General features: G+C 50.1%; 22 protein-coding genes, 1 tRNA gene and 2 pseudogenes. 5 read left to right on the top strand and 20 right to left on the bottom strand.

Annotation, left to right across the window (positions count from 1 at the left end; all coding sequences use genetic code 11):
- Positions 1-7 precede the first annotated feature (7 nt).
- The 11 genes and pseudogenes from HC248_RS05260 to HC248_RS05210 all read right to left on the bottom strand — a co-directional run bounded on the left by HC248_RS05260 (position 8) and on the right by HC248_RS05210 (position 11,719).
- A complete protein-coding gene (locus HC248_RS05260) occupies positions 8-1,048 on the bottom strand; it encodes a glycosyltransferase (RefSeq protein ID WP_168921589.1) in 1,041 nt (346 codons plus the stop codon).
- Positions 1,049-1,070: 22 nt separating this feature from the next.
- Positions 1,071-2,159 (bottom strand): class I SAM-dependent methyltransferase, encoded by a 1,089-nt coding sequence (locus HC248_RS05255; RefSeq protein ID WP_168921588.1) that lies wholly within the window; start codon positions 2,157-2,159, stop codon positions 1,071-1,073.
- 56 nt (positions 2,160-2,215) lie between these two features.
- A complete protein-coding gene (locus HC248_RS17790) occupies positions 2,216-2,827 on the bottom strand; it encodes a CatB-related O-acetyltransferase (protein ID WP_168921587.1) in 612 nt (203 codons plus the stop codon).
- The gene (locus tag HC248_RS05245; RefSeq protein WP_272953639.1) at positions 2,824-4,266 is read right to left on the bottom strand and encodes a flippase; all 1,443 of its coding nucleotides are present in this window, start codon (positions 4,264-4,266) and stop codon (positions 2,824-2,826) included. The genes HC248_RS17790 and HC248_RS05245 overlap by 4 nt, the downstream gene beginning before the upstream one ends.
- Before the next feature lie 282 nt (positions 4,267-4,548).
- Complete coding sequence (gene rfbC, locus HC248_RS05240) at positions 4,549-5,094, bottom strand: dTDP-4-dehydrorhamnose 3,5-epimerase (protein ID WP_168921585.1); 546 nt, start codon at positions 5,092-5,094, stop codon at positions 4,549-4,551.
- Positions 5,091-5,990, bottom strand: a complete 900-nt coding sequence (gene rfbA, locus HC248_RS05235; RefSeq protein ID WP_168921584.1) for a glucose-1-phosphate thymidylyltransferase RfbA — start codon at positions 5,988-5,990, stop codon at positions 5,091-5,093. The genes rfbC and rfbA overlap by 4 nt, the downstream gene beginning before the upstream one ends.
- An 18-nt stretch (positions 5,991-6,008) precedes the next feature.
- Positions 6,009-6,908 (bottom strand): annotated as a pseudogene (gene rfbD / locus HC248_RS05230) (dTDP-4-dehydrorhamnose reductase).
- On the bottom strand, positions 6,905-7,978 hold the full coding sequence (rfbB, locus tag HC248_RS05225) for a dTDP-glucose 4,6-dehydratase (RefSeq protein ID WP_168921583.1): 1,074 nt from the start codon (positions 7,976-7,978) through the stop codon (positions 6,905-6,907). Before rfbB ends, rfbD begins: the two are co-directional and overlap by 4 nt.
- Before the next feature lie 106 nt (positions 7,979-8,084).
- Positions 8,085-9,182, bottom strand: coding sequence for an NAD-dependent epimerase/dehydratase family protein (locus HC248_RS05220; RefSeq protein WP_168921582.1), 1,098 nt, complete (start codon positions 9,180-9,182; stop codon positions 8,085-8,087).
- 75 nt (positions 9,183-9,257) lie between these two features.
- Positions 9,258-10,538 (bottom strand): Vi polysaccharide biosynthesis UDP-N-acetylglucosamine C-6 dehydrogenase TviB, encoded by a 1,281-nt coding sequence (gene tviB, locus HC248_RS05215; RefSeq protein ID WP_168921581.1) that lies wholly within the window; start codon positions 10,536-10,538, stop codon positions 9,258-9,260.
- A 77-nt stretch (positions 10,539-10,615) separates the two neighbouring features.
- Positions 10,616-11,719 carry an MraY family glycosyltransferase gene (locus HC248_RS05210; protein WP_168921580.1) on the bottom strand — a complete coding sequence of 368 codons (1,104 nt, stop codon included), beginning with the start codon at positions 11,717-11,719 and terminating at the stop codon, positions 10,616-10,618.
- A gap of 246 nt (positions 11,720-11,965) precedes the next feature.
- Between HC248_RS05210 and HC248_RS05205 the strand changes: the two are divergent.
- Positions 11,966-12,947 (top strand): annotated as a pseudogene (locus HC248_RS05205) (IS30 family transposase).
- Between the two features lie 87 nt (positions 12,948-13,034).
- Here the strand turns inward: HC248_RS05205 and HC248_RS05200 are convergent.
- The 5 genes from HC248_RS05200 to HC248_RS05180 all read right to left on the bottom strand — a co-directional run bounded on the left by HC248_RS05200 (position 13,035) and on the right by HC248_RS05180 (position 19,344).
- Positions 13,035-15,287, bottom strand: coding sequence for a polysaccharide biosynthesis tyrosine autokinase (locus HC248_RS05200; protein ID WP_168921579.1), 2,253 nt, complete (start codon positions 15,285-15,287; stop codon positions 13,035-13,037).
- Positions 15,288-15,391: 104 nt separating this feature from the next.
- Positions 15,392-15,853: a low molecular weight protein-tyrosine-phosphatase gene (locus tag HC248_RS05195; protein WP_168921578.1), complete on the bottom strand. Its 462-nt coding sequence runs from the start codon at positions 15,851-15,853 to the stop codon at positions 15,392-15,394.
- Positions 15,850-16,938, bottom strand: coding sequence for a polysaccharide biosynthesis/export family protein (locus tag HC248_RS05190; RefSeq protein ID WP_238342726.1), 1,089 nt, complete (start codon positions 16,936-16,938; stop codon positions 15,850-15,852). Before HC248_RS05190 ends, HC248_RS05195 begins: the two co-directional genes overlap by 4 nt.
- A gap of 423 nt (positions 16,939-17,361) precedes the next feature.
- The gene (nusG, locus tag HC248_RS05185; RefSeq protein ID WP_168921576.1) at positions 17,362-17,928 is read right to left on the bottom strand and encodes a transcription termination/antitermination protein NusG; all 567 of its coding nucleotides are present in this window, start codon (positions 17,926-17,928) and stop codon (positions 17,362-17,364) included.
- A 435-nt stretch (positions 17,929-18,363) separates the two neighbouring features.
- Entirely contained in the window at positions 18,364-19,344 is a 981-nt protein-coding gene (locus HC248_RS05180) for an IS30 family transposase (RefSeq protein WP_168920864.1), read from the bottom strand.
- Positions 19,345-19,465: 121 nt separating this feature from the next.
- On the opposite strand from HC248_RS05180, the gene HC248_RS05175 reads away from it, so the two are divergent.
- Positions 19,466-19,539: transfer RNA gene (locus tag HC248_RS05175), tRNA-Gly, on the top strand.
- 360 nt (positions 19,540-19,899) lie between these two features.
- Complete coding sequence (locus HC248_RS05170) at positions 19,900-20,454, top strand: MarR family winged helix-turn-helix transcriptional regulator (protein ID WP_168921575.1); 555 nt, start codon at positions 19,900-19,902, stop codon at positions 20,452-20,454.
- A gap of 187 nt (positions 20,455-20,641) precedes the next feature.
- On the opposite strand, the gene eda is transcribed toward HC248_RS05170, so the two are convergent.
- The 3 genes from eda to HC248_RS05155 all read right to left on the bottom strand — a co-directional run bounded on the left by eda (position 20,642) and on the right by HC248_RS05155 (position 23,957).
- Positions 20,642-21,301, bottom strand: a complete 660-nt coding sequence (eda, locus tag HC248_RS05165) for a bifunctional 4-hydroxy-2-oxoglutarate aldolase/2-dehydro-3-deoxy-phosphogluconate aldolase (RefSeq protein ID WP_168921574.1) — start codon at positions 21,299-21,301, stop codon at positions 20,642-20,644.
- Positions 21,292-23,154 carry a phosphogluconate dehydratase gene (edd, locus tag HC248_RS05160; RefSeq protein ID WP_238342725.1) on the bottom strand — a complete coding sequence of 621 codons (1,863 nt, stop codon included), beginning with the start codon at positions 23,152-23,154 and terminating at the stop codon, positions 21,292-21,294. The genes eda and edd overlap by 10 nt, the downstream gene beginning before the upstream one ends.
- 218 nt (positions 23,155-23,372) lie before the next feature.
- On the bottom strand, positions 23,373-23,957 hold the full coding sequence (locus tag HC248_RS05155) for an OmpA family protein (protein ID WP_168921573.1): 585 nt from the start codon (positions 23,955-23,957) through the stop codon (positions 23,373-23,375).
- 150 nt (positions 23,958-24,107) lie between these two features.
- On the opposite strand from HC248_RS05155, the gene HC248_RS05150 reads away from it, so the two are divergent.
- Positions 24,108-24,656: a gamma-glutamylcyclotransferase gene (locus tag HC248_RS05150; protein ID WP_168923681.1), complete on the top strand. Its 549-nt coding sequence runs from the start codon at positions 24,108-24,110 to the stop codon at positions 24,654-24,656.
- On the opposite strand, the gene HC248_RS05145 is transcribed toward HC248_RS05150, so the two are convergent.
- The gene (locus tag HC248_RS05145) at positions 24,595-25,191 is read right to left on the bottom strand and encodes a nucleotidyltransferase family protein (protein ID WP_168921572.1); all 597 of its coding nucleotides are present in this window, start codon (positions 25,189-25,191) and stop codon (positions 24,595-24,597) included. The genes HC248_RS05150 and HC248_RS05145 overlap by 62 nt on opposite strands.
- 47 nt (positions 25,192-25,238) lie before the next feature.
- On the opposite strand from HC248_RS05145, the gene pdxH reads away from it, so the two are divergent.
- Positions 25,239-25,904, top strand: coding sequence for a pyridoxamine 5'-phosphate oxidase (pdxH, locus tag HC248_RS05140; RefSeq protein ID WP_168921571.1), 666 nt, complete (start codon positions 25,239-25,241; stop codon positions 25,902-25,904).
- The last annotated feature ends 2 nt before the right edge of the window (positions 25,905-25,906 follow it).

Raw genomic sequence — 25,906 nt, 5'->3', positions numbered from 1 at the left:
ATCTCGTCTATCGACTAATGATTCCAAACACGACCAATACGTCTTTTGCAAAAGACTTCCAGCCCAAAGCATAAAATTTCTGTCCGCCATATGCATTTAATTGCAGCATTTGCGCGAGGATTTTAATTTTTTTATTTTTCTTAGAAATTTTGTAGAGCTCGGCACGCAATCGAAAATTACGAGATAGTTTTGCGAAATTTGTCGATGCGGCGAAAGCTCTTTTTTGTATTTTGTGGCTTGTCGATTTCAAACTGATTTTTGCAAAAGATTCTGCACTCTCTTTTGCCATGTCAGCAAGCAATATATATGGATCTGGATTTAGAGCCGATACTGATATTTTTGCCGCGTCCGCAAAAGTCTGATGCGCTGGGGGCGGATTAGTAAGTGAAAGATCGTGTCTTCTCCAGATGGCAAGTGGCTCACTAATATAAGCAATGTCTCCGACAGCATTGGCAAGCATACCTATCCACTGATCATGGCCTGGTGGTTTGCGAGAATTTGAAGTGAGCCGGGGTCGTAGGTCAGTGTCAATATTAGTTATTAAATTAGACCTAAAAACCATCGAAAATCCGACAATGCAGTAAAAACCAAAATTACTACCTCGTTTGATATACGCATCTTTTTTGAAGTTAGGTATTTTCTGTTTAGTTAACTCTAGATTGCCATCAGCCATTTTTGACGTGTGGCCAATTAAAACAAGTTCGTCATCGGGATGGCTCTCAATAACACAACATATTTTCTGGAACTTGTTGGACAACCATATATCGTCCTGATCAGAAAATGCAATCCAGTCACCTTTACATAATGCTGCACACTTTAGAAAATTATCCGCGTATCCCAGATTATTTTCATTCAAATATAAAAAAACTGGAAAAGGTGCTGACCTCGAAAATTCTTTGACTATATCAATAGTCCCATCCGTCGAACCATCATCACAAATTACCATTTCGTAGGGTAAAAAGGTCTGATTCAAAATACTATCAAGTTGCTCGCGGAGATATTTTTCGCCATTAAATGTAGCCATTGCCACAGAGATATTAATATTCATAAATTAACGGACTCAGTTCAAGTTATTCTTTAATAGCAACTATTGTTAGAAACTCTTTACACGATGGGGAAAAGGTCTGTAGCAATCTTTGCTTAATCAGCTGTAACTTTATTCTCGTGGTAATTTGAATATCATGATCAATTGGTAACCCTTGCTCAATGGCCTCGCTTACCTGAGTCATGGAAACCAAAGGATTGGAACCCGGCTTCAAATGCAAGGAAGAGAATCCTGAATTATTAAGTGCCCTGTTTAGCGACTGACGATTAAACAATACAAGATGGCGCGGCGATTCAATTCCCCGCCAATTTTTCAAATAACGACTGTGGCCCATGCTGTCAATATTGGGTGTCTCGAGCCAAAGTCGACCTGCTGGTTTGAGCAGACGATAACAAGCTTTCAATACAGAAACAGGATCATGAACATGCTCAATAACGTGATTAAGCGTGATCACGTCAAACATGGATTCTTGGCCCTCGAACGATTCGATACCCCCCTCTAAAACAATCAAACCCAAGCAACGGCCATTGATCACGGCTTTTGGATCGGGGTCTACGCCGACAACATCCCATCCGCAAGCGTTGGCAATTTGCATAAATCCGCCGTTGCCACACCCCACATCCAGTAGCGTCCCATCATTTGGTAAGCGTGGAAGATGGCGATACTCCCGATCTATCCGTTGCTTTAAAGGCCATGCGGCAAGAAACGCAAGCACTCCGAGACGGTTAGCTGGTACTTCACGGGTCGAGAAACGCCAGTTTGTGTAGCCATTGACCAAGCTGCGGCGAAACTTACGCAGCGAAGCAAGCGTCGCATAGGGGGCCTTAGACGGTGGTACTTTTTGATGGGTGTAATACGTGCCGTACGCCAAATGGATTGACGCTTGCGATGGACGTGGGTCTAAATAAGAACACTGGCAATCCGAACAGCGCCATGATGTCCACTTGCCAGGCGCGCAGTAGAAGACATTGTCGATCAAGCCTTGGTGAAGCACTTCACGTGCGATGCTCCCGCAGACAGGGCAGACCGGTACGCGCTCCAACTCATTAGCAGGCCATGGTGAGTGCCAAGGAGGCGTAGATTTTGATGTTTTATCGACAATAAATTTTGACATGCTTTAACTCGCGCTTTCTGAAAGAGCAGAATAACTTTTCCCACAAAATAGAAGATTCATAAGTAGTCGCCGCGTTCGGCTTTCTCAATGAAAAGTTGAATTTGATTGTTGAGCAATTCCGGCATAGCTTTTTCAATTTCACGTTCGTGCCAATCCCACCATTTCAGCTCGATCAGTCTTGAGACAACCTGCGCATCAAAACGGAACTTCACAACTCTTGCAGGGTTGCCGGCAACAACCGCGTAGGGTGCTACATCGCGCGTCACCATAGCGCGGGCGCCGACCACCGCGCCATCACCAATGGTGACACCCGAGGAAATTAACGCTTCAGTGCCAATCCATACATCGTTACCGATATGTACATTGCCTTTGGTTTTTGGATGCCCTTCATGCTGACGAGCTGATTCCCATAGAACACTGAACGGAAAAGTGGTTACCCAGTCGTATCGATGTTCCCCGCCCAAAAAAACCTTTACCCCCGCCGCTATGGACGTGTAATTGCCAATAGTTAACGTGGCATCTTCACCCCATGAATGTACGGAAAGGTCGCCATATGACCCACGGCCAATCTGGTACTGCGGGTAGCGTTCAACAAGTGTGCTTCTAAGCGGTGGGCGAATACACCGCCAAACTTTGCCGACCATTCGCCGGAAGAACTTAATCATCATGTTGGCGCACCAGCTCTCTGCTTAAATGTGTTGAAGACATTAATCAACTGATCGCGATTCATAAACAATGACAAAGTAACCAGAAACGCCCCAGCACTCCAATGAAACATAGGTTGCAAGTTAAAGAGCATTACAACAGCGGCAGACAGTGCTACCAATGCTGAAGATGGCGCAGCGAGGCGTAGTGTTTTCGCTAACGAGCCATTCACATACAGCAACATGCAGGTGTCCAACAAGACACGCAGGGACCAAGCGCCTGCTGCGCCAACAACGCCCCAAAATCGGATACCAACCCATAACATCATGAGGTAGATAGGTATTTGAACCAAATAAATTATGACGACTGTTCTCGGCTTGCCTATCGCCATCAGTCTTGCGTGATAAGGAATTACCAGTGCATTGGTCCATACACCCAGCAGAATTAGTTCCGCAACTCCAGCGCTGGCATTTGCAAATGTCTCGCCAATCCAGACATTCAAAAAAGGGGCTGCCAAAAATGTTCCGACAATAACAACGGGTGTGATCACGGCAATCAAAACCGCAGTGGCTCGCTCAGCAAGATGCAATGCCTGTTCGGGACTCGCCGATGCAAGGCGGGGGAAAAGCGCACTGGACAAGCTACCCGAAATGACCATTGTGCGTGAAACCAAGTCAAACGGCACCGTATAGGAAGCTACCGCTTTGGCGCCACCCAAGGTAGCAATGAGGAGTCGGTCGATAGTTACCAGCATCGGCCCCAGGAATGTCATCACTGATACCCAACCGCCGTAAGTCAGCATAGCTTTGAGATGGACGCTGTCAATTTCCGGTTGGCCAATCAATGGAACATGTTGCCGGCTCTGTTGAAATAGCAATGCCGCCAGGAGGATCCGTGATGCAAGTGCAGCAGGAACCAGCATCCTTAGCTCAACATATCCGGAAGCAGCCACGGCGAGAGGCAGTAGCTGACTGATGATGCCGCAGGCCAGTTGTATGACATTTACCTCACCAAATCGCAGACGGGCTTGAAGAGCGCCTTGCAAAACCGTTGTGGGTAGTAAGACGGGCAGCGCCAGCAACATCCAGGCGACTGCGGCAGTGACCTCGGCTCGGCTATGAACCGACATGTCTATCTTGTTCAGCAGGATGTACTCGGCAAAAAGCCATAACAGAACACTCGCAAGCATACCCAGCGCAAATGTAGTCAGCAACGCAGTCCATAAAAGCTTGCTGCGTTCAGAATCATCGCTATCGGAAATTCGAGCCATGCGCTGCGTGACTGCGCGTCCAAATCCAAGATCAAAGAAGCCAAAGTAACCCAACAAAGCCCAGATCACTGCAAGCACGCCATAACGTTCTGCACCGATGTAGCCCAGATAAAGTGGTACGGTCACAATCGCAATCACCATAGGAAATACTGCCGCCCCAAGGTTGTAGAGCGTGTGACGTCCTACGCTCATACTCGGTACAGACTTAATTTTTTCAATTTTGCTGACGAATTCGTAGAGTCGAACGTTTGAATAAAATCAAATCGAATTGTTCTTGATGTGGCGTACCAAACGGCCAAGGCATGTAATCCGTCTGTGTCGGAGCGGTAATTTGATAGCGCCATGGTCAAGGTTGTTTGTATGAATGGGAAAGTTTGGACGAACTATTTTTTTCATAGCTGATTGCACCCACAACGTATGAGCTAAAGCCTATTTTTGTCATTATTTTTGTGCCCTGCATAGCGAGTATGGCCTTCAAAACGCCACAGCCTCACACAGCGCCAACCCCTGCTGATCTTTGGCAGACAGGCTGGGCTTTTCATCATTCAATGGCCATTTGATGCAAATGGCCGGATCATTCCAAGCAATGCAGCGCTCATGCTCGGGCGCGTAGTAGTCGGTGGTCTTGTACAAAAATTCTGCGGAATCGCTGGTCACCATAAAACCATGCGCAAAGCCTGCGGGTATCCAAAGCTGTTTGTGGTTTTCTTCGCTCAACTCAATACCGACCCACTGGCCGAATGTGGGCGACCCTTTACGGATGTCCACCGCCACATCAAACACCGCACCGCGCACCACGCGCACCAGTTTGCCTTGCGGCTGCTGGACTTGGTAATGCAGACCGCGCAGCACGCCCTTAGCGCTGCGGCTGTGATTGTCTTGCACAAAATTGACGTCGAGGCCGCAAGCTTCGTTAAATGCTTTTTGATTAAAACTTTCAAAGAAAAAACCACGGTTATCACCAAACACTTTGGGTTCGATGACTAGTACTTCTGGGATGGCTGTGGGGGTTACCTTCATGACTGGGCACCCTCTTTAAGCAAGCGCAGCAGGTATTGGCCATAGCCGTTTTTAGCCAGAGGAGCGGCAAGTTTTTGGATTTGGGCGGCGTCTATCCACTTTTGACCAAAGGCAATTTCTTCGGGGCAAGCAACTTGCAAACCCTGACGTTTTTGCAGCGTAGCAATGAAACTGGCCGCTTCTAAAAGGCTGTCGTGCGTGCCGGTATCTAGCCAAGCGTAGCCGCGGCCCATGATTTCTACATTGAGCTCGCCTTGTTCTAGGTAAACCCGGTTCACATCGGTGATTTCAAGCTCGCCTCGGTTTGAGGGTTTGATGCTGGCGGCGATGTCGCAGACTTGGCTATCGTAAAAATACAGGCCGGTCACGGCATAGTTTGATTTTGGTAAGAGGGGTTTTTCTTCGATACTCACGGCGCAGCGCTGCGCATCAAATTCAACCACGCCATAACGCTCGGGGTCGTGCACATGGTAAGCAAACACGCTGGCGCCTGCTGCGCGCGCACTGGCAGCACTCAATTGCTTGACCAGGTCATGGCCATAAAAAATATTGTCGCCAAGCACTAATGCGCTGGGCTGATTCGCAACAAACTCGCGCCCGATGATGAAGGCCTGGGCCAAACCATCCGGACTGTGCTGCACCGCGTAGCTAATTGACATGCCCCACTGGCTGCCATCACCCAGCAGCTCGGCAAAGCGCGGTGTGTCTTGCGGGGTGGAAATCACCAGTACCTCACGAATCCCAGACAGCATTAACGTGCTCAAAGGGTAGTAAATCATGGGCTTGTCGTAGACCGGCATGAGCTGTTTTGAGACGGCTTGCGTCACCGGATAAAGCCGTGTGCCAGAGCCGCCGGCAAGAATAATGCCTTTGCGTGGGGTCGAAGTGATACTCATATTTTTTGCTAAATCAGCTCAAAGAATTTCGGCCAGCATGCGGTTAACGCCTTGCTGCCATGCGGGCAGTGTCACGCCAAAGGTGGCTTGCAATTTGTCTGTATTCAGACTCGAATTATGCGGCCGCTTGGCGGCTGTGGCGAAGGCACTGGTAGGCACGGAGGACACATCTTTAACTATTAGTTTGATGGCTGTCTGCGCCTGCTTAGCCTGCGCAAAAACGTGTTTTGCATACGCATGCCAGGTGGTCTCACCGCTGGCGACTAAGTGATACAGGCCTGCTGCTTGTGGGTATTGCAGCACATGACGGATGGCGTGGGCGGTGACGTCTGCCAGCAGGTCAGCACCGGTGGGCGAGCCAAACTGGTCGTTGATAACAGTGAGGCGTTCTTTTTCTTGGCCAAGGCGCAACATGGTCTTGGCAAAGTTGCCGCCACGTGCAGCGTAAACTCAACTGGTTCTAAAGATCAGGTGCTTGGCGCAGGCGGCTAACAGCTGTTCGCCTTCAAGCTTAGTTTGGCCATAAACGCTTAAAGGGCCGGTGGCATCGGTCTCGCGCCAAGGCGCGTCGCCACTGCCGTCAAACACATACTCTGTCGAGTAGTGCACCAACCAAGCGCCCAACGCCTGCGCCTCGACTGCCAGCACGCCGGGGGCGAGTGCATTGAGGGTGCGCGCAAAGGCCGGTTCGGACTCTGCCTTGTCTACCGCGGTGTGGGCGGCGGCATTCACAATCACGTCTGGTTTTACTAAGCGTACGGTTTTGGCCAAGCCCGGCAAGTCGCTGAAGTCGCCGCATAGGCCATCTGGGTTGGCACTGGCGTGAAAGTCCAGCGCCACCACTTCGCCCAGCACGCTTAAAGAGCGCTGCAGTTCCCAGCCGACTTGGCCACCACGGCCAAAAAGAAGAATTTTCATGCAGGTATACCAGCGCTGTATTGCTTGGCCACCCATTCGCGGTAACTGCCGCTTTGCACGTTGGCAACCCAATCGGGATTGTCTAAATACCACTGAACGGTTTTGCGAATGCCAGACTCAAAAGTCTCGGCTGGTTTCCAGCCTAGCTGCTGCTCAATCTTTCGTGCGTCAATCGCGTAGCGCCTGTCGTGGCCGGGCCGGTCGGTCACGTAACTGATTTGTTCTTTGTAAGGCTTGCCGTCTAAGCGGGGTTTGAGCTCATCGAGCAGACTGCACACTTTGTGCACGATGTCTAGGTTGGGCATTTCATTCCAGCCGCCTACGTTGTAAACCTCACCCACATTGCCGGCTTCGAGCACGCGGCGAATCGCGCTGCAATGGTCTTTAACGTAAAGCCAGTCACGAATCTGTTGGCCGTCGCCATACACCGGCAAAGGCTTGCCCGCTTGCGCATTCACAATCATTAGTGGGATAAGCTTTTCGGGGAAATGGTACGGGCCGTAGTTATTGCTGCAGTTGGTGGTGAGTACCGGTAAGCCGTAGGTATGGTGGTAGGCGCGCACCAAGTGGTCGCTGGCGGCCTTGCTGGCCGAGTACGGGCTGTTGGGCTCGTAGCGATGCTCTTCAGTAAATGCAGGTTCGTTCTTGGCAAGCGAGCCATAGACTTCGTCGGTTGAAACGTGCAAAAACCTAAATGCTGTTTTAGCCTCTGCATCTAATGCGCCCCAGTAAGCACGCACCGCTTCAAGCAACCTAAAGGTGCCGACGATGTTGGTCTGGATGAAGTCTTCAGGGCTGTGGATGGAGCGGTCCACATGGCTTTCAGCGGCGAAGTTGATGACGGCTCTGGGCTGGTGCTGTGCCAGCAGGCTGGCAAGCAGCGCGCTGTCGCCGATATCGCCTTGCACAAAGATATGCCGCGCATCACCGTTCAGTGACGCCAGCGATTCTTGGTTGCCGGCATAAGTTAGCTTATCTAAGTTGACGACAGTCTCGTCAGACTGGGCCAGCCAATCAAGAACAAAGTTGGCGCCTATAAAGCCGGCTGCACCGGTGACGAGAATAGTCATTGTGTTTTTAAAACAATCATCGGCTGATGGTTTTGAATAGTTTTCAAATACTGCTTTTTTAATGGCTCTGTGCGCATGTCGAATCTAAGACAGCGTTTTCAGATCATTATTTTTGAGCGACATACCAAGGCATGGCTTTGGCCACACCCTCGACCAAACGGTGCGTGGGCGCGTAGCCCAACAGCCGCTGGGCTTTGCCGATATCGGCTTGGCTGTGGCGCACGTCCCCTTCGCGGAAGTCGCGGTACACGGGCTGGGTGCTGGCGTTGACGCCGTGGTCGGCGAGGTTGTCGCGCAGCAGGGCAAACAGCATGTTCAGGGTGGTGCGGTCGCCTACCGCTACGTTGTAGACCTGGTTCACGGCTTCAAGGTTTTGAGCAGTGGCGGCCAGCAGGTTGGCTTGCACGGCGTTGGCTACGAAGCAAAAATCTCGGCTGGTTTCGCCGTCGCCGTTGATGTACACGGCATCGCCTTGCAACAATGCGGCTGTCCATTTGGGAATGACGGCGGCATAAGCACCGTTAGGGTCTTGGCGGGGACCGAACACATTGAAGTAGCGCAGGCCCACGGCATTAAAGCCGTAGCTGCGGGCAAACACTTCGGCATACAGCTCGTTGACGTATTTGGTGACGGCGTAGGGACTGAGGGGTTTGCCAATATTGTCTTCAAGCTTGGGCAAGGCGGGGTGGTCACCGTAGGTAGAGCTGCTGGCGGCGTAGGTAAAGCTTTTTACCTTGGCGTCGCGGGCAGCCGTCAACATGTTCAGAAAGCCGGTGACGTTGGTGGCGTTGGTGGCTCTCGGGTCGGCCAGGCTGCGCGGGACGCTGCCGAGGGCTGCCTGATGAAGCACGTAATCGACTGGTTTTGAATTTGAAGAGCCCTCAGCATTGAGCTCTCCCAGCGGTAGAGGTGGCAAGGCCAGATCAATGGGGTTCCAGACCATGGCTCGTTGGCAGTCGGCAAAGTTGCAGATGTCGCCCCGAATAAAACTGAAGTTGGTCCACTGCGCGGCGGTGACTAGGGTTTGCACTTCATCAAGGTTGCGCTGGTGGCCGGTGGCAAAATTATCCAGGCCGACGACGCGCTGGCCCAGCTTGAGCAGGTTTTCTAGCAAGTTGCTGCCGATGAAGCCAGCTACGCCAGTGACAAGCCAGGTGCGCGGCTCGGTAGGTAAGCGGGTTTGCAATTGTTGGTAGACGGTCATTTCAGTTATTTATTGATATTGGATTGCGCAAGACTGACTTAGACAAAGCCCAGTTTTTGTCTGCTTCTTGGGTTGTTAGAGACGCAAGTCGCTATCGGCAGCCGGCAGCAGGTACTTGAGGTCGTACAGCACATGGTTGGGCTTGCCAAAGGCGCGGATGGCGGCTGCGCCCATGGTTTTGAATTGTTGATGCGCCACGGCCAAGATGATGCCATCGTAGGTGCCGAGTTCGGGCTGGGCGACGGGGCTGATGCCGTATTCGTGCTGCGCTTCTTCAGGTGTGGCCCAAGGGTCGTACACATCGACTTGGCAGTTGTAGTCTTGCAGTTCGGTCACGATGTCAACCACGCGGGTGTTGCGCAGGTCGGGGCAGTTTTCCTTAAAGGAAAGGCCCATGACAAGAATGCGCGCGCCATCCACATGAACGCGGCGCTTAGTCATGGCCTTGACTAGTTGGGACACCACGTAGTTGCCCATGTTGTCATTCAGGCGACGGCCAGCCAAGATAATTTCTGGGTGGTAGCCCATTGCCTGGGCCTTGTGCGTCAGATAGTACGGATCAACACCAATACAGTGACCGCCGACCAAACCCGGGCGAAAAGGTAAAAAATTCCATTTACTGCCAGCAGCAAGTAGTACGGCTTCGGTGTCTATACCCATCTTGTTAAAAATGATGGCCAGTTCATTGACCAGTGCGATGTTTAAGTCGCGTTGAGTGTTTTCAATCACTTTTGCAGCTTCGGCGACCTTGATACTGGCCGCTTTGTGTGTGCCGGCGGTGATGATTTCGTTGTAGAGCGCATCGACTATGTCGGCAACTTCAGGCGTAGAGCCAGCAGTGACTTTTTTGATGGTGGTGACGCGGTGCTCTTTGTCGCCTGGGTTGATGCGCTCGGGGCTGTAGCCGGCATAAAAGTCTATGTTGAACTTAAGCCCTGAGAATTTTTCTAGCACTGGTACGCAGTCTTCTTCAGTAGCGCCCGGGTAAACAGTAGATTCGTAAATCACTATGTCGCCGGGTTTAAGCACCTTGCCTATAGTTTCACTGGCTTTGATTAGAGGCGTAAGGTCTGGGCGATTGTGCTCATCTATCGGTGTGGGAACGGTGACTATGTAGCAATTGCAGGCAAGCAAATCATCTGCCGAAGTTGTAAAGCGTAAATATTTAGCCGCTTGAAGTTCTTCAGGTTCAGTTTCTAAAGTGTGATCTTGTCCAGCTTGTAATTCTGCAATGCGTTTAACGTTTATGTCGAACCCTAGCACATTGCGTTTTTTACCAAACTCAACTGCTAACGGTAGGCCCACATAACCCAGGCCAATGACGGCAACAGATAAAGTTGCGACGGTATTTTGCATTTTTTAACTGAACAAGAAAAAGAAAAATAAAAAAGAAAAAGAAAAAGAAAAAGAAAAAGTTAAAAAAAGGCAGGTTCTTACGCTGCTCTAGCCATTAAAGTTATGGGACTAAAACACCACCGAAACTGCGTCAACCGTGCGTAAACAGCGGAGTAAAGTAATCCGCAAAATACAAATCCAAATATCAACATGAAGGTATTACTGGGCCACTGAACCGCAATGACGACTGGCATTAATGCAGCAAACCACATAATCGCGCCGGTAGCTGAATTGCAAACTAAGTTAGAGCGACGCGGAAAAATATGGCGTACTAGACGGCGTTTAACCAGACTGTGCAAATGCAAGCAATCAGGGTCTCCAGGACTCAGACGTCGCCGGCGACGCCTCACGATGCTGAAAAATACTTCAAGTACCGGGAAACCACACATCAGCATTGGCGCCCAAGCAGATACCTGTGGATGACGGTGTAATAACAAAACGGCAATCCAAGCTAACGCGAAGCCTATGAAATAGGCGCCGCCATCGCCTAAAAATATTTTCCCAAAAGGCCAATTGACCATTAAAAAACCGGATACAGCGCCGGCTAATATCAAGCAAACTTTAGCCAAATGAGTGTCATCTAATGACGTAGCCAAAATACCAAAAGCCAGAAGAATAATCAGCACAGTGCCCGAAGACAAACCATTAAAACCATCAATAATATTTATAGCATTTGCGATGCCACTGACAGCAAAGGCAGTAAAAGCTACTGATATAAGCGTAAAACTTAGAAACCAGTTAAGACCCCAAACATCAACATCTGTGATCGAATAACCAGTAATAGCCCAACCTAGAATACCGCTGGACATAGTGGCTAACAAACGGGTTTTTACACTGACACGTTTTGTAATATCTTCAAGTAAACCAAAAGCAAAAGATGGTATGCCGGCAAAAATAAGTGGGCCAAGTAATAACTTTCTTTCACTGTCTGCCATCAAATAACCAGCAACAACACCTGCAACGATTGCAATGCCGCCGACACGGGAAGTGGGTTCTGTATGAAACTTTTGAACGCCTTGGTCAGCGTCCATAGTGTGTTTACCATGCCAGCGCTGTGTAGCCACTAATAAAAGTGCCACTAGTAATGCAAAGCCAGCAGATACAAATGCAGAGAATGGTATAGAGATCAATGTAAATTGCATACACAGAATTTTTTAAATTAGCTTTTTTGGGGCGTATTTATGCAAACAGTAAAAATACTAAAGCTAGTATTTTTTTGGTTTACAGTGCTGCAAAAATAAGTTGCTTAAACTTAAATTTTGCTAATGTAGTGGCGACATATAAAACCGCGGATTCAAGTCTGAAGTGCAACTTTGAAATTAACCGTACGGGTGGGTGAGATGTGAGAGCATCCAAGCTTCCCGACTACCAAGTCAAAGTTGCCCAGAATGATTTACACACACCTCACCCGTGACGAACGTTACCAGATTGCAATCCTCGTCAAAGCAAACTTCAATCAAAGTGAAATTGCAAAAATGATGGACCGTGATAAATCGAGCATCAGCCGTGAGTTGCGTCGTAACCGCGGTCTACGAGGCTATCGCCCTAAGCAGGCAAATGACAAAGCCCAAGAACGTAGACTTGCCTGCGCCAATAGTCCTAGAGTTGCTGACTCGACATGGGCTGTAGTGGAGGAAAAGTTGGCTGAGGCTTGGAGCCCCGAGCAAATCAGCGGCCACCTCGAAGCTAGCCACCAACCCGGTGTTAGCTATGAGAGCATTTACCAGTACATCTACGCTGACAAACGCGCGGGCGGCACCTTGCATAAAACACTGCGTTGCCAGAAGACGCGAAAAAAAACGCAGCAGTGGCCGTGAACGGCGCGGCACCATCTCTCGCCAGGTCTCAATAGAACTGCGACCCGACATCGTGCTTGAGCGTGCGCGCTTTGGCGACTGGGAGGCTGATCTGGTGATTGGTGCCGGGCAGAAGCAAGCACTAGTGACGATTAATGAGCGTGTCTCTCGCTATTCAATAATTTTCCACGTGCCATTCAAAACAGCGCAAGCCGTAGGGGACGCGTTAATCACTTTACTCAAACCGTTCGCTCATTGCGTGCACACTCTCACGACTGATAACGGCAAGGAATTTGCCCAGCATGAACGAATAGCTTCTGCGCTGAGTGCAGATTTCTTTTTCGCCCATCCATACGCCTCGTGGGAGCGTGGGGCGAACGAGAATATGAACGGTTTGATTCGCCAGTTTTTCCCAAAGGGGATGCGCTTTAATTGCATCACCGACGATGACATTGCTTTAGCGATGCACAGGCTCAATCATCGTCCTAGAAAATGTTTAGGGTATCGAACGCCGCATCAGGTTTTTATGGAACAGTTAGAGTCCTATCAGCATACGGTTGCACTTCAAGCTTGAATCCGCCAACATATGTGCAAGCTACATTTTTAGATTACTACTTTGCTGAAAAAGTAGTTTTTTACTAGGCAGAGCATCCAGCAAAAATTACTTGCCGTACTGGTACTGGGTGTAACGATAGCGGCTGTACTTGTAGCCATAACCACCATAGCGCTGGCGACTGGTATTAAAACCGTTAAACACTACGCCTTTAACTTGCGCGCCGGCTTGGCTTAAACGTTTGGTGGATTCTTGTAGCTCGCCCAAGGTACTTACGTCTGCACGAGCTATCAAGAAAATAGTGCCGACTAAGTGTGCCAATACCTGAGTATCTGAAACAGCTAAAACCGGTGGCGTATCTATCATGACTAAATCATATTGGGCAGACAGTGTTTTAAGTAACACATCTGTTGTCGGTGACATTAACAACTCGCCTGGGTTTGGCGGCAAGGTACCCGTGCAGATTAAATCGACATTAGGTGCAACATTTTTTCTGATCACTGTCTCTAGCGTTTGACTTCCTGTGATTAATTCGCTCAAACCAAAACCACGCTCTTGCCCAAAATAATTATGGATATGGCCTTTGCGCAGGTCGGCGTCTATTAGCAAAACTCTTTTATTGCCCGCACCCAACACAGCGGCAAAGTTAACACTGGTAAAAGACTTACCAATGTTTGGCGTTGGGCCGGAAACCAGCAATATATTGTTTGCGGCGTCTAACATAGCAAACTGCAATGCGGTGCGCAGACCGCGTAGGCTTTCTATGCTTGGGTCTTCGGGATTACTGACAGCCAACACATGGTTGCCGGGTAAGCGGTCATTGATTAATTTATAAAGTTTTTGCTGCTCGTTTGAAAACGGCACGGTTGCAAAAACATTTAGACCAGTGGCGGTTTCGATATCAGACGCATCTTTAATACCCGGGCGCAAACTGTTGCGAAGAAAGGCTATACCAATTCCAAGAAGAAGACCGAGCACGGCGCTTGTGCCGAGAATCAAACTGCGTTTAGGCGCGACTGGATTTTCTGGCACAGCAGAAACATCAACTACCCGCACATTTCCGACTGTGCCTTCTTTTACCAAACGCAGTTGCTGCGTGTTGGTTAGCAGCGCGGTGTAAAGCTCGTTATTGACCTTCACATCACGGATTAGACGCAGCGAGTCTTGCTCTAAGTTTGGCAAAGTCCTGACGGTTTTATTGTTCGTATTGATTTCATTAGAGACAGCGGCAATCTGTGCATCAATCGTCTTGATGCTGGGATGCTGCGATGTAAATAAGGCCTCTAACTCTTTACGCTTTTGCTGCAAAGTCATCAAGTTAGTTTGCAAAGCCACCGCTTGCTGGAGGATTAAGTCGGCTTCTGCGCTTAAATTAATTGTTCGGTTTTGGTTACGAAACGCTGTGAATTTTCCTTCTGAAGTTTCAAGTTGCCGTTTTAATTGGGGCAGGAAATCATCGAGAAAAACCAGTGATTTATCAGCTTCTGCGGCTTTTCTATCAATGTTTTGATTGACGTAAACTTTACCGACAGTATTTAAAATTGTCGCGATTCGCTCTGGGTTTGTACCCTGAAGCGTCACACCAATCACACCAGATTGCTTGCCTTTTTCTTCTATTTTCAAATCTGCCTGAAGGCCCTCGATGGCATTAAGACGCGAACCTTTTACCAAAGTAAAAAATGCGCCCGGTTTGGCGCTGAGGCTGCTTACAAAAATGTTTCCGGGGCCGCCAGCTGTGTCGAATAAAACTGCAATACCAACTTGGCCACTGGTGATGAGTTTGCCGTTAGGGTCAAACAGTTGATAGCCTTTATCGACCACCACCAAACGCAGAGCTATGCCTTCAAGTGAAGTCGGCACATCTAACTGCGATACCTTGATGCTTTCAGTGCCTGAAACATAGCCACCAAAACCGAAAATACCTGGCGTGGACAGCTCGGTCGCATAGCGCGCTAACCGACTCCCAACAATGGGTAAATAAACCGGGGTCGCGCTCAGATTAAGTTGCAACTCGTCAACCGTCTGGCCTAGGACCAAACGTGATCGAAGAATTTCCATCTCTGCACTTGCGGTCGATTTAGCGTCTAACAGGCTAGCGGCTTCGCCTAGAGCGCCGATAGTCGATGATTTACTGTCTTCCACCTGAATCAGTGAGTTGGCTTCAAACACAGGGCGGCTTAAATATGCGTAAGTGCCACACAGAAGGAAAACCAAAAAAGCGATTGAAATAATTAACCAACGCGATTCAATCACTACATCTAACAAACTGAGAAGATCTATCTCATCGTCGTCTTGGGTATCTGCTTGCAGATTGGGACTGTTTGATATGTTTTGTGAATTCGGAGAATTAAGAGGTGACATTTTTTACGAATCTAATTCGAGAAATATTCATGAAATGCGCAAATTTGTATTTGGGCGATTTCATTCAAGACAAAACAAGGCTTTTAAAAAGCCTGTGCAAAAATTTAAGTCAGTTGAACGATTCGGCTAACCCACGCAGCAACACCGCGTGAAATACGCTCATGGGAAAGCAAAAATGCTTGCTCTGATTGACGATAGGGATCAGCAATATCAACAGTGCCGGCTGCACCGAAATCACCAGGCGCATCAAACTCTCCTAGGCAGCGGATTTTTCCGCGTGACAAAGGGTATTGCTGTGACAACTGTTTTTGATGATTTGTCTCCATCACCAGCACTAAATCGGCGTCTTGCAACATCCAACTGGCGAGTTGACGTCCGCGATGAGCGCTTATATCTATGCCATTGGCAAGCGCAATCTGCGCGGCCATAGGGTCGGCTGAGTGACCCAACATTGCTGACATACCAGCGGACTGAACATCAATATTAGGCAGCTTGACTTTAAACATAGCTTCTGCCACTGGGCTGCGGCAAATATTGCCAACACACACGACTAAGATTTTTCTCATTTCTTTGAAATGTCTATGGCTGAATTTACGCCTTGTGTGCTGGGCAACAACAAACTGATTACGCGGTTAAAGCGCACCAGATCCGATGGGTCGACAAACACCACGTCGCGTGGCATTAGTTCAAAATTACCGGCTAAAGCGTAACTAACAGTGGTACCAGCGTCTAGGTGAAAAATATCGGGTGTGCCGGCAGCGCCATTGCGCAATACATAGACTTGGCGCGGGTCGCCGGTGATTTGGCTAATGCCGCCAGCGTCACCCAGTGCCTCACCTAAAGACATGCGGCCGTCGCGCATCAAAAGAGTCGATGGCCGGGAGACTTCGCCAAGCACAAATACTTTGCTGTCTTCGCGACTACCAACGCGAACCGAGTCTTTGTTCGATAGCAAGATGCTGCCCGGACTGATTTTTTGCCGTTCTAAATCAGCCAAATTAATACGGGTAGTCACGCTGTCACGGGTTACAAAAACAGAAGACCTATCGGCCAAAACAGTTAAACCGCCAGTGCGGCCTAGCAGTTCGGGCAGGCTCAAAGGCACATCGTTAATTGCCTGCATGCCGGGTGTACGTACCTCACCCTCTACATAAACACGGCTACTTCTAAAGGCTTGCACGCGAAGACTAATTTCTGGATCTTTGATAAATTTTGCCAAGCTTTTGGTCAACTTATCGCGAGCGGCAATTTCGGTCAGACCCGTCAACTTAATGCTGCCGATGAATGGAAACTGAATCAAACCATCAGTATTTACGTTGTAGCCGGATGCGACGGCAACCACACCTGTGCCATCAACACCACCGCCAGTTGCAAGACTTGCAAGTTCAGGATGTCCCCACACAACAATACTGAGCACATCACCAAAGCCAATTTCATAGGGTTTTGCCACACCAAACAAACGTGTGAGATCAGGACCCGCGTTATTAACCAGCAGTTTTGCTGATCGCTGCTGCCGAATCAGAGCTGGTGTGATGCTAATCGGCCCCTCTGGAAGGCCTTGCAAGCCAAGCAGTTGTGCACCTTCGGGTGCGCGCTGCGTGGTGATAGACCAGGGGTTTGCAGGCGAACTTGGATTTTTGTAGTCACCCATTGATTGGCCGGGTGCATATGCGCATCCACCCAAGATGGTGCTGAGAGTTAAAAAAAGAGTCAGCAGTTTTGATGAGCGAAAATTTAAGGAATTCAACGTGAACATTGGTTTGTTTTTAAAAAGCGTTTAACGTTTTTTCAGAATGCAGTTGAGGCAAATTAAAACGAGACTTGACATGACTACGCAAAACTTGAGAAATTGATACCCAATAAAAGTATTAGTTGTTTAGCGCTTATGCGCCAATGACTGCAAGTTTTAGCTGAGTAAAAAGGGAGGTGGTTTACAGACACACAGGCTACCGCAGTGTTTTGCACTTTTTAGTACGAAAACACTGGTTAAAGTTGAGTGGATTTCGAGCCAAGAACGGCTCTCGAACAATCAAAACTTCAATGCTGGCAGGCCAGCAAATTAAAAAACAAATTGCTAGGCAGCCAACTTAATTTGATTCGGCGTAACCGTCAAAACCTGTTGCCGTCCTAGGATTTCAAGCAAAACGGTAACGCGCTGCTTTGAAATCGATTGAATCAAACCTTCTATTCCCTCGAACGCAGGGTTAAAAAACTTTACTTTTGCACCTTTGCGAATGGGGTTTAGTTTTTCGATGTCTGTGGTGTTTCGAACTTGCTCGAACAAACGAATTGCTGTCAAAGTGTCTGCAGAAATTGTTGCAGGTATATGACCAAAACTGACGACATTACCAACACCACGGCTAGAACGAACCAGCGCTATCGACTGCTTAACACTACTGGGCCTAAAAAAAATATAACGCGGAAACATTGGTTCAAACACTGCGTGATTGCCAGTCTCATTTTTTTTGATGCTTTTGTACAAGGGCAAATAAACATCGAATTCTTGTTGACGCAAGTTTTGCTCAGCAACAATCTCAAGTCGAGGACGTGTCCAAGCCAAAAACCAAGCCTTATCAGCGCAGACGAGTTTTGGGTTCGCTATGTCGATGTCGGTTTCGGGATGAAGAATGTCTGCTGCCATGCGTCTTTATTGAATGCGTATTTGCTATTAAAAGGTTTATTAAAAAATAATTAATAATTCTCTTTACAGTTAATCTTACTTCATGTGTACTTAATGTGAACTTTTGTGAACACGCTTGCAATCTTTTAGATTGGTAATTTTAAAAAATTACTTTTTCTATTTTTTGGATACATCATTGAAATGATTCAGTTATTTACCCATTTTATTGAAAAATCAATAAAAATTAATTATCATTTTTTCATATTTTTCATATTTTTAACTTAATTTATCAGTCTTAGTTATTAGGTAACTTGTTGTAAAAATTTATAAAAATCTTTTTAATCAAATAAACGACTCTTTTAGATTCACTTTTTAAAAAAATTAATAGTGACTCTCATCTGATTTTTTTACTCGATAGTTAACGACTATGAAATTTAATTTAATTCTTGGGCGGATTCAAGCTTGAAGTGCAACCGTATGCTGATAGGACTCTAACTGTTCCATAAAAACCTGATGCGGCGTTCGATACCCTAAACATTTTCTAGGACGATGATTGAGCCTGTGCATCGCTAAAGCAATGTCATCGTCGGTTATGCAATTAAAGCGCATCCCCTTTGGGAAAAACTGGCGAATCAAACCGTTCATATTCTCGTTCGCCCCACGCTCCCACGAGGCGTATGGATGGGCGAAAAAGAAATCTGCACTCAGCGCAGAAGCTATTCGTTCATGCTGGGCAAATTCCTTGCCGTTATCAGTCGTGAGAGTGTGCACGCAATGAGCGAACGGTTTGAGTAAAGTGATTAACGCGTCCCCTACGGCTTGCGCTGTTTTGAATGGCACGTGGAAAATTATTGAATAGCGAGAGACACGCTCATTAATCGTCACTAGTGCTTGCTTCTGCCCGGCACCAATCACCAGATCAGCCTCCCAGTCGCCAAAGCGCGCACGCTCAAGCACGATGTCGGGTCGCAGTTCTATTGAGACCTGGTGAGAGATGGTGCCGCGCCGTTCACGGCCACTGCTGCGTTTTTTTCGCGTCTTCTGGCAACGCAGTGTTTTATGCAAGGTGCCGCCCGCGCGTTTGTCAGCGTAGATGTACTGGTAAATGCTCTCATAGCTAACACCGGGTTGGTGGCTAGCTTCGAGGTGGCCGCTGATTTGCTCGGGGCTCCAAGCCTCAGCCAACTTTTCCTCCACTACAGCCCATGTCGAGTCAGCAACTCTAGGACTATTGGCGCAGGCAAGTCTACGTTCTTGGGCTTTGTCATTTGCCTGCTTAGGGCGATAGCCTCGTAGACCGCGGTTACGACGCAACTCACGGCTGATGCTCGATTTATCACGGTCCATCATTTTTGCAATTTCACTTTGATTGAAGTTTGCTTTGACGAGGATTGCAATCTGGTAACGTTCGTCACGGGTGAGGTGTGTGTAAATCATTCTGGGCAACTTTGACTTGGTAGTCGGGAAGCTTGGATGCTCTCACATCTCACCCACCCGTACGGTTAATTTCAAAGTTGCACTTCAGACTTGAATCCGCGATTGACTGAAACAGTTTTAAGCGGGTGTAGTTCAATGGCAGAACGGCAGCTTCCCAAGCTGCATACGAGGGTTCGATTCCCTTCACCCGCTCCATGTCGATTGCGATCAAGATAGACGCCAAAACGCGCACAACTATCAGTCAGTCCAACAGGTAATCAACTAACTTGCTAGGCCAACGCTGGCTTCGCTTGTCTTTCATGCCCTCCCCCCATCACTAGATAGGTACTCAAGCGCAAGCAGTGCGACATGCTGTCTTGCCGCTTATCGAGCGACATTACTTAAAAAAGTTGTCCCAGCCTAGGGTGCTGCACCCTGTGGATAAGCTATTGCACAAGTGGCATTTGCTAAGCCAGTGCTGGTTTTGCCGAGGGTGCTTAAAAAGTAGGCATACCCATAGAGACGCTGGAAGATTTAAACAGGTGACAGAGAAAACCGTCAGCAGATAATCCACGCATGACCAACGAAACACGTTCAATTCTTTACCACTGGCGCGAGGCGGTTCCAAACGATCGCCTGGCGCACTTGGTCAAAGACGCCGCCCGAGCTTTTCAAAAAGCCTTGCAGACACGTTTAGCTGTACACGGTGTTGCCTTTGGGCACTGGAGTTTTTTACGCATTTTGTGGGTTGCCGATGGCTTAACGCAAAAAGAACTCAGTGAACGCGCCGGAGTAATGGAGCCAACCACCTTTAGCGCCATGAAATCTATGGAGTCGCTTGGCTATATCGAGCGCAGGCAGCTGCCGGGCAACAAGAAAAATATTTACGTCTACCTGAGCAAGCAGGGTCGGGCGCTAAAGAAAAAGCTTGTGCCCTTGGCTGAGCAAACCAATGACTTGAGCGCGCTTGGCGTTAGCGACGCTGACCTTAAAACGACGCGAAAAGTCTTGCTGGCGATGATAGAAAATTTGGCCAACGATGAAATGCGGTGGGAGGAAGAGGCAGACTTAAAAGCTGCAAAACTACTTTCTCAAAAAGTAGTCGCTGTTAAAACTAAAAAAAGCAGTTGATTGCTTATTCAGCGTGGGCGTAAGGCGCAGCAATTTGAACAATCGCTGGTTTGGCGCTGCCATCAATCACCTTAGGGTTCAGGCGCTAAGCAAGGCTGATTGATATTTTGCGACTTAAAAACGTTTGGCAATGAACGCGCAATGGTGCTGAAAATCAGCTTTGCCCGCTCTTACCAACTACGATAAATCAAGCAACAGTCGCCAAAATCGAAGCTTGCTGCGCCAGCTTTTCAATGCGTGTCCAATCGCCCTGCGCCATCGCGTCAAGCGGCGTCAGCCATGAGCCGCCCACGCAGACCACATTCGGCAGCGCTAAGAATTGCGCAGCGTTGTCACTACTCACGCCGCCAGTGGGGCAAAACCGCACATCGCCAAAAGGGCCGCTCCAGGCCTTAAGCATGGCCGGGCCGCCAGCTTGCATAGCGGGGAAAAATTTCAAATGATTCAGGCCGTCTTCTTGCGCCATCATGATCTCGCTGCCGGTAGCCACACCGGGCAGCAGAGGCAAGCCTAAATCGCGGCAAGCCTGACCCAGCGCCTTGGTGTAGCCCGGGCTAACGGCAAAGCGCGCACCTGCAGCGGCGGCTGATTTGGCATCTGCTGCGCTGCGCAGGGTGCCGGCGCCGACTACCGCCTCAGGCACTTGCCGTGCAATCGCTGCTATGCAGGCCAAAGCTTGCGGCGTGCGCAGCGTGACTTCTAACATGCGTATGCCGCCTGCAACCAAGGCTTTGGCCATGGCCACGGCTTGGCCGACATCGGTGAGGACTATGACGGGAATGACGGGTGCGTCTTGCATCACCTGTAAAGCCGTTAACGGGCCGGTGAGTTGTGCTTTTACAGCCATGACAAAGCTCCTCTTTCTGCGCTCATCGCGCTGCGGCGCATGCCGGTAAATAGTTCGCGGCCCATGCCCATGGCGTTCGCTGCGCGCAGTGCCTCGGGCATGCTGTCCGGCGTGCGGGCGGCCCATTGCGCGGCTGGCAACAAAATGCTCAGGAGGCCAGCTTGGGCATCAAGACGAATCACATCGCCGTCACGCACACAGGCCAGTGGCCCGCCGGCTGCCGCTTCTGGTGAAACATGAATCGCGGCCGGCACTTTGCCGGAAGCGCCACTCATTCGACCGTCAGTGACCAGTGCCACTTTAAAGCCCTTGCCTTGCAGCACCGACAGCGGCGGCGTGAGCTTGTGTAGCTCTGGCATGCCGTTGGCTTGCGGACCTTGCCAGCGCACGACGCAAATAACGCCGCCCTGCGCTTGGCAGTTTTTTTCTAAGTCGCCGCTGTTAAAAGCTTGCAGCAAGGCTTCTTGGGAATCAAAAACGCGGGCTGGTGCTTCGATTAAATGGCAATCATCTGGAATCGCCGAGGTCTTGATTACGCTGCGACCCAGTTCTCCGCCCAGCAGTTTGAGGCCTCCGGTGGGGCTAAACGGATCGCTGGCGGGGCGCACAACGCTCAGGTCGTTGGATTCGCCAATCGGGTTCCAGCTTAGGCTTGTGCCGTCTAGTTGCGGCTCGCCAGTGTATTCACGCAGGCCACCGCTGCGCACGGTTAGCACGTCGCCATGCATCAAGCCGGCATCTAACAATTCACGAATGATGTAGCCGGGTCCGCCTGCGGCCTGAAACTGGTTCACATCGGCGCTGCCGTTGGGGTAGACGTGGGCGAGCGTGGGAATGACTTCTGAGAGCTCGGCAAAGTCGTCCCAATCAATCGTGATACCCGCTGAATGTGCGACTGCAACCCAGTGGATTAAATGGTTGGTTGAACCCCCAGTCGCGAGCAAAGCAGCCATGGCGTTGACGATAGCGCGTTCGTCGACGATCTCGCCAATCGGTGCAAAGCGGCGCTTTTGGGTAATCGCTAATACGCTGCGTGTGGCTTCACGGGTCAGCTCTTGGCGCAGCGCATTGCCAGGGTTAACAAAGGCTGTGCCAGGCACATGCAAGCCCATGGCTTCGAGTAGCAATTGGTTGCTGTTGGCCGTGCCATAAAAAGTGCAAGTGCCGGCGCTGTGATAGGACTTGATTTCAGACTCAAGCAATTCTTCGCGGCCGACCAGACCTTGTGCGGCCAGTTCGCGCACGCGGGCTTTTTCTTTATTCGGTATGCCTGAGGTCATTGGGCCAGCGGGCACAAACACTACCGGCAGATGGCCGAAATGCAAAGCGCCGATTAACAGGCCGGGCACGATTTTGTCGCACACGCCGAGCATCAAGGCAGCGTCAAACATATCGTGCGACAAGGCCACGGCGGTAGACATGGCGATCACATCGCGGCTAAAAAGACTTAACTCCATGCCAGTCGTGCCTTGGGTCACGCCGTCGCACATGGCCGGCACGCCACCGGCGACTTGGGCGGTAGCGCCGTGCTTTCGCGCCTCTTCCTTGATCAGTGCTGGATAAGTTTGATAAGGTGCGTGCGCCGACAACATGTCGTTGTAGGCCGTGACTATGCCGATGTTGAGTGCGCGCTCGGTGACGACTTTAAAGCGATCATCGAGCGGAATGCCAGCCACAGCGTGGGCTAAATTAGCGCAACCCATACGATCTGTGCTGCGGTCACGCTTGGCAGCGATATGCAATTGCGCCAGATAAGCGGTGCGGCCCGGCAGGCTGCGCGCTTTGATGCGGGCGGTAACAGCAGCCACCACGGGGTGCATGGCGGGATTGGTATTGGGTGTTTGTGCGGACATTGGTACCTTGAGTGTCCGTTGCAGTTGGACACTGAAAACCAGTGCTTAACTGACGCATCGGACAAGATGAGGGTTGAATGAACTCGGCGAAGCCAAGAACACGTAACTTAATTACCAACTCATGGTAACCGCTGATGAGCCGATTTTGATTCGCCCGAGTTACCAGTGAGGTACCAAATGCGGTTATCGACTAAGCAGACTTAGTCGAGTAGCCGTATTTACTCTAATCGCACTTCAACCCGGCGAGCTTGTTCGTTACCGCCAGCGCCCACCATAAACTCAGGATTTTTCATCTCTATCTGCGAGTCTTTAATACCTTGCGCACGTAGCGCATCTCTCACCGCATTAGCCCGCTGCGTAGCCAACACTTCATTGGAAGCGGTGTTACCGGTGGCATCATGAAAACCAGTGATGACTAGTTTGCGACCCGGGCGAGCATCTTTGACCAACTCAGCCAGCGCTGCGCCAGCACCAACGGCCAGATCGGCGTTGCCAGAGGGGAAGTAAAACCTCACGCTGTTAGTTTCAACTTTGACGCTACCAGCGTCTAAAGCGGCCTGCGCCGAGCTGGCAGAACTCGCTGGCATTACCGGAGCGGCGCTAGAAGTAGCCCCAGCCGGCTCATTAGGCAGTGTGACTAGCGACTCCGACTGAGCTTGCAACGCTGGCGCTAAAGCCGCATCACGCGCCAGTCCAGCCGTGCGTATGGCCAGACCTATGACTAAAGCCAGCACCAAAGCTATGAGGCCAAAAACTAAAGCCAACACCAAGCCTTGTTGGCCTTCATCATCCTGAGAGTTCATCGAGTATCCAGTTTTAAAATTTAATTATTGTAGAGTCGGGGGGTGCCACAAAATCCTGTTTTACCCTCTGTTTCACCTTCCGCGACACCGTCTATTACAAGCCTTACGCCAGTCTTAGGCCGCAACGGCAAACCTCGCGACCCGGCAGCCATGTTGGAAACCCTCAAACGAGAATGGGGCGGCCAGACCGATCTCTGGATGTTTGGTTATGCTTCGCTCATTTGGCGGCCCGAGTTTGAATTTGACGAGCAGCGCTTTGCCACCCTGCCCGGCTATCACCGCGCTCTGAAAATGTGGAGCCGGGTTAACCGCGGCACACCTGAGTGCCCAGGTTTGGTGTTTGGCCTACTGCCTGGCGGCAGCTGCAAAGGCATGATTTTTCGCGTGCCAAAAGCCAAGGTGCTGAGCATGCTGCCCGACCTCTGGGCCAGAGAAATGCCCACCGGCGTCTACGACCCAAAATGGCTGCGCTGTCGCACGGCCAAAGGCGATGTAACGGCGCTGGCTTTTACGCTGTCTAAGCGCAGTCCAAACCACACCGGCGTGCTCAGTCCAACGCAATACCGGCAGATTTTCTTAACCGCTGTTGGCCGCTACGGCAGCACGCGCGAGTATGCGCAGCTGACCTACGACAAACTCAAATCGCTGGGGATTGAGGACGCGGCGTTGGGCAAGCTGTTGGCGCTGGCAGTTGATTAAACAAAGCTTGGACGTTTTCTAAATCGGCTAGCGTGTCCACATCACTGACCAAACCGACATCATCCAAAACCAAGAAAGCCACAGCGTTCAGCAAAGCCTGTGTTTTAACCACGCTGGCCGCGCCTTCAGCGCCTCTCAAAGCCAACAGCTGATCCAAGCACTCAGACGCAAAACGCACCGGGTGACCGCGCTTTCCTTGGTAGAGCGGTACGACCACAGCAGCTTTTGCATAGTCTGCAATTTGCAACAGACTTTGGCTTCGAATTAGCGGCAAGTCACCAGGCAATATCAACCAACCAGCAGCTTTGGCAGTAGCGGCAACGCCAGCGGCAATCGAGTCGCCCATGCCAGGTCGACTGGCATCAGCTTGTACCAAATGCCAGTCCAGACTACTGGCGCGCACCGCGTCCAGCACATGCTCTAGCACCGGCTTACCAGCGATCAAGGCTTGGAGTTTATGTAGCTTGCCGCCCGATGCGGCAAAGCGCTCACCACGGCCAGCGGCCAGAATAATCACAGTAGGGCGTTGGGGCATTGACAAACTAAAAAATGAATTGCTGGGTCGATATTTATACTTTGAGTATGTCAGACACACACAAACCCATTGCCGATCTGCGCAAAAGCTATGAGCGCGCAGAGATGGACGAAAAAGCCTCCGCCGCCAATCCCATGAAGCAGTTCGAACAATGGCTAGAAGAAGCCATTGCTGCCGAAGTGCCAGAGCCCAATGCCATGACGTTAGCAACCGTGGGCAGCGACATGCGGCCATCCACCCGCGTGGTGTTAATCAAGGGATTTGATGAACGCGGCATTGTTTGGTATACCAATTACGCCAGCCGAAAAGGCCAGGAATTGGCCGGCAATCCGTTTGCAGCGCTGCAATTTCATTGGGTTGAACTCGAACGCACGGTGCGCATAGAAGGCATTGTGGAAAAAGTCTCAGACGCTGAGAGCGACGCGTATTTCCATAGCCGCCCGCTGGACTCACGGATTGGCGCTTGGGCCAGCCCGCAAAGCGAAGTCATTAGCGGCCGCAGCGTGTTGGTTGCCAATGCGGCCATGTATGGGGCTAAATTTTTGCTCCAACCACCGCGCCCACCGCACTGGGGTGGTTACCGGCTAAAGCCCGACAACTGGCAGTTCTGGCAGGGCCGTAAAAGCCGTTTGCACGACAGACTGCGCTACACCTTGCAGACGAACGCTGCGTCAACTGGCGATGAGTGGCTGCGTGAGCGACTCGCACCGTAAAA

Source organism: Polaromonas vacuolata, from assembly GCF_012584515.1.
In the GTDB taxonomy this organism is placed as follows: domain Bacteria; phylum Pseudomonadota; class Gammaproteobacteria; order Burkholderiales; family Burkholderiaceae_C; genus Polaromonas; species Polaromonas vacuolata.
The sequence above is the reverse complement of the archived record's forward strand: the minus strand, read 5'-3'. Positions and strand labels throughout refer to the sequence as shown.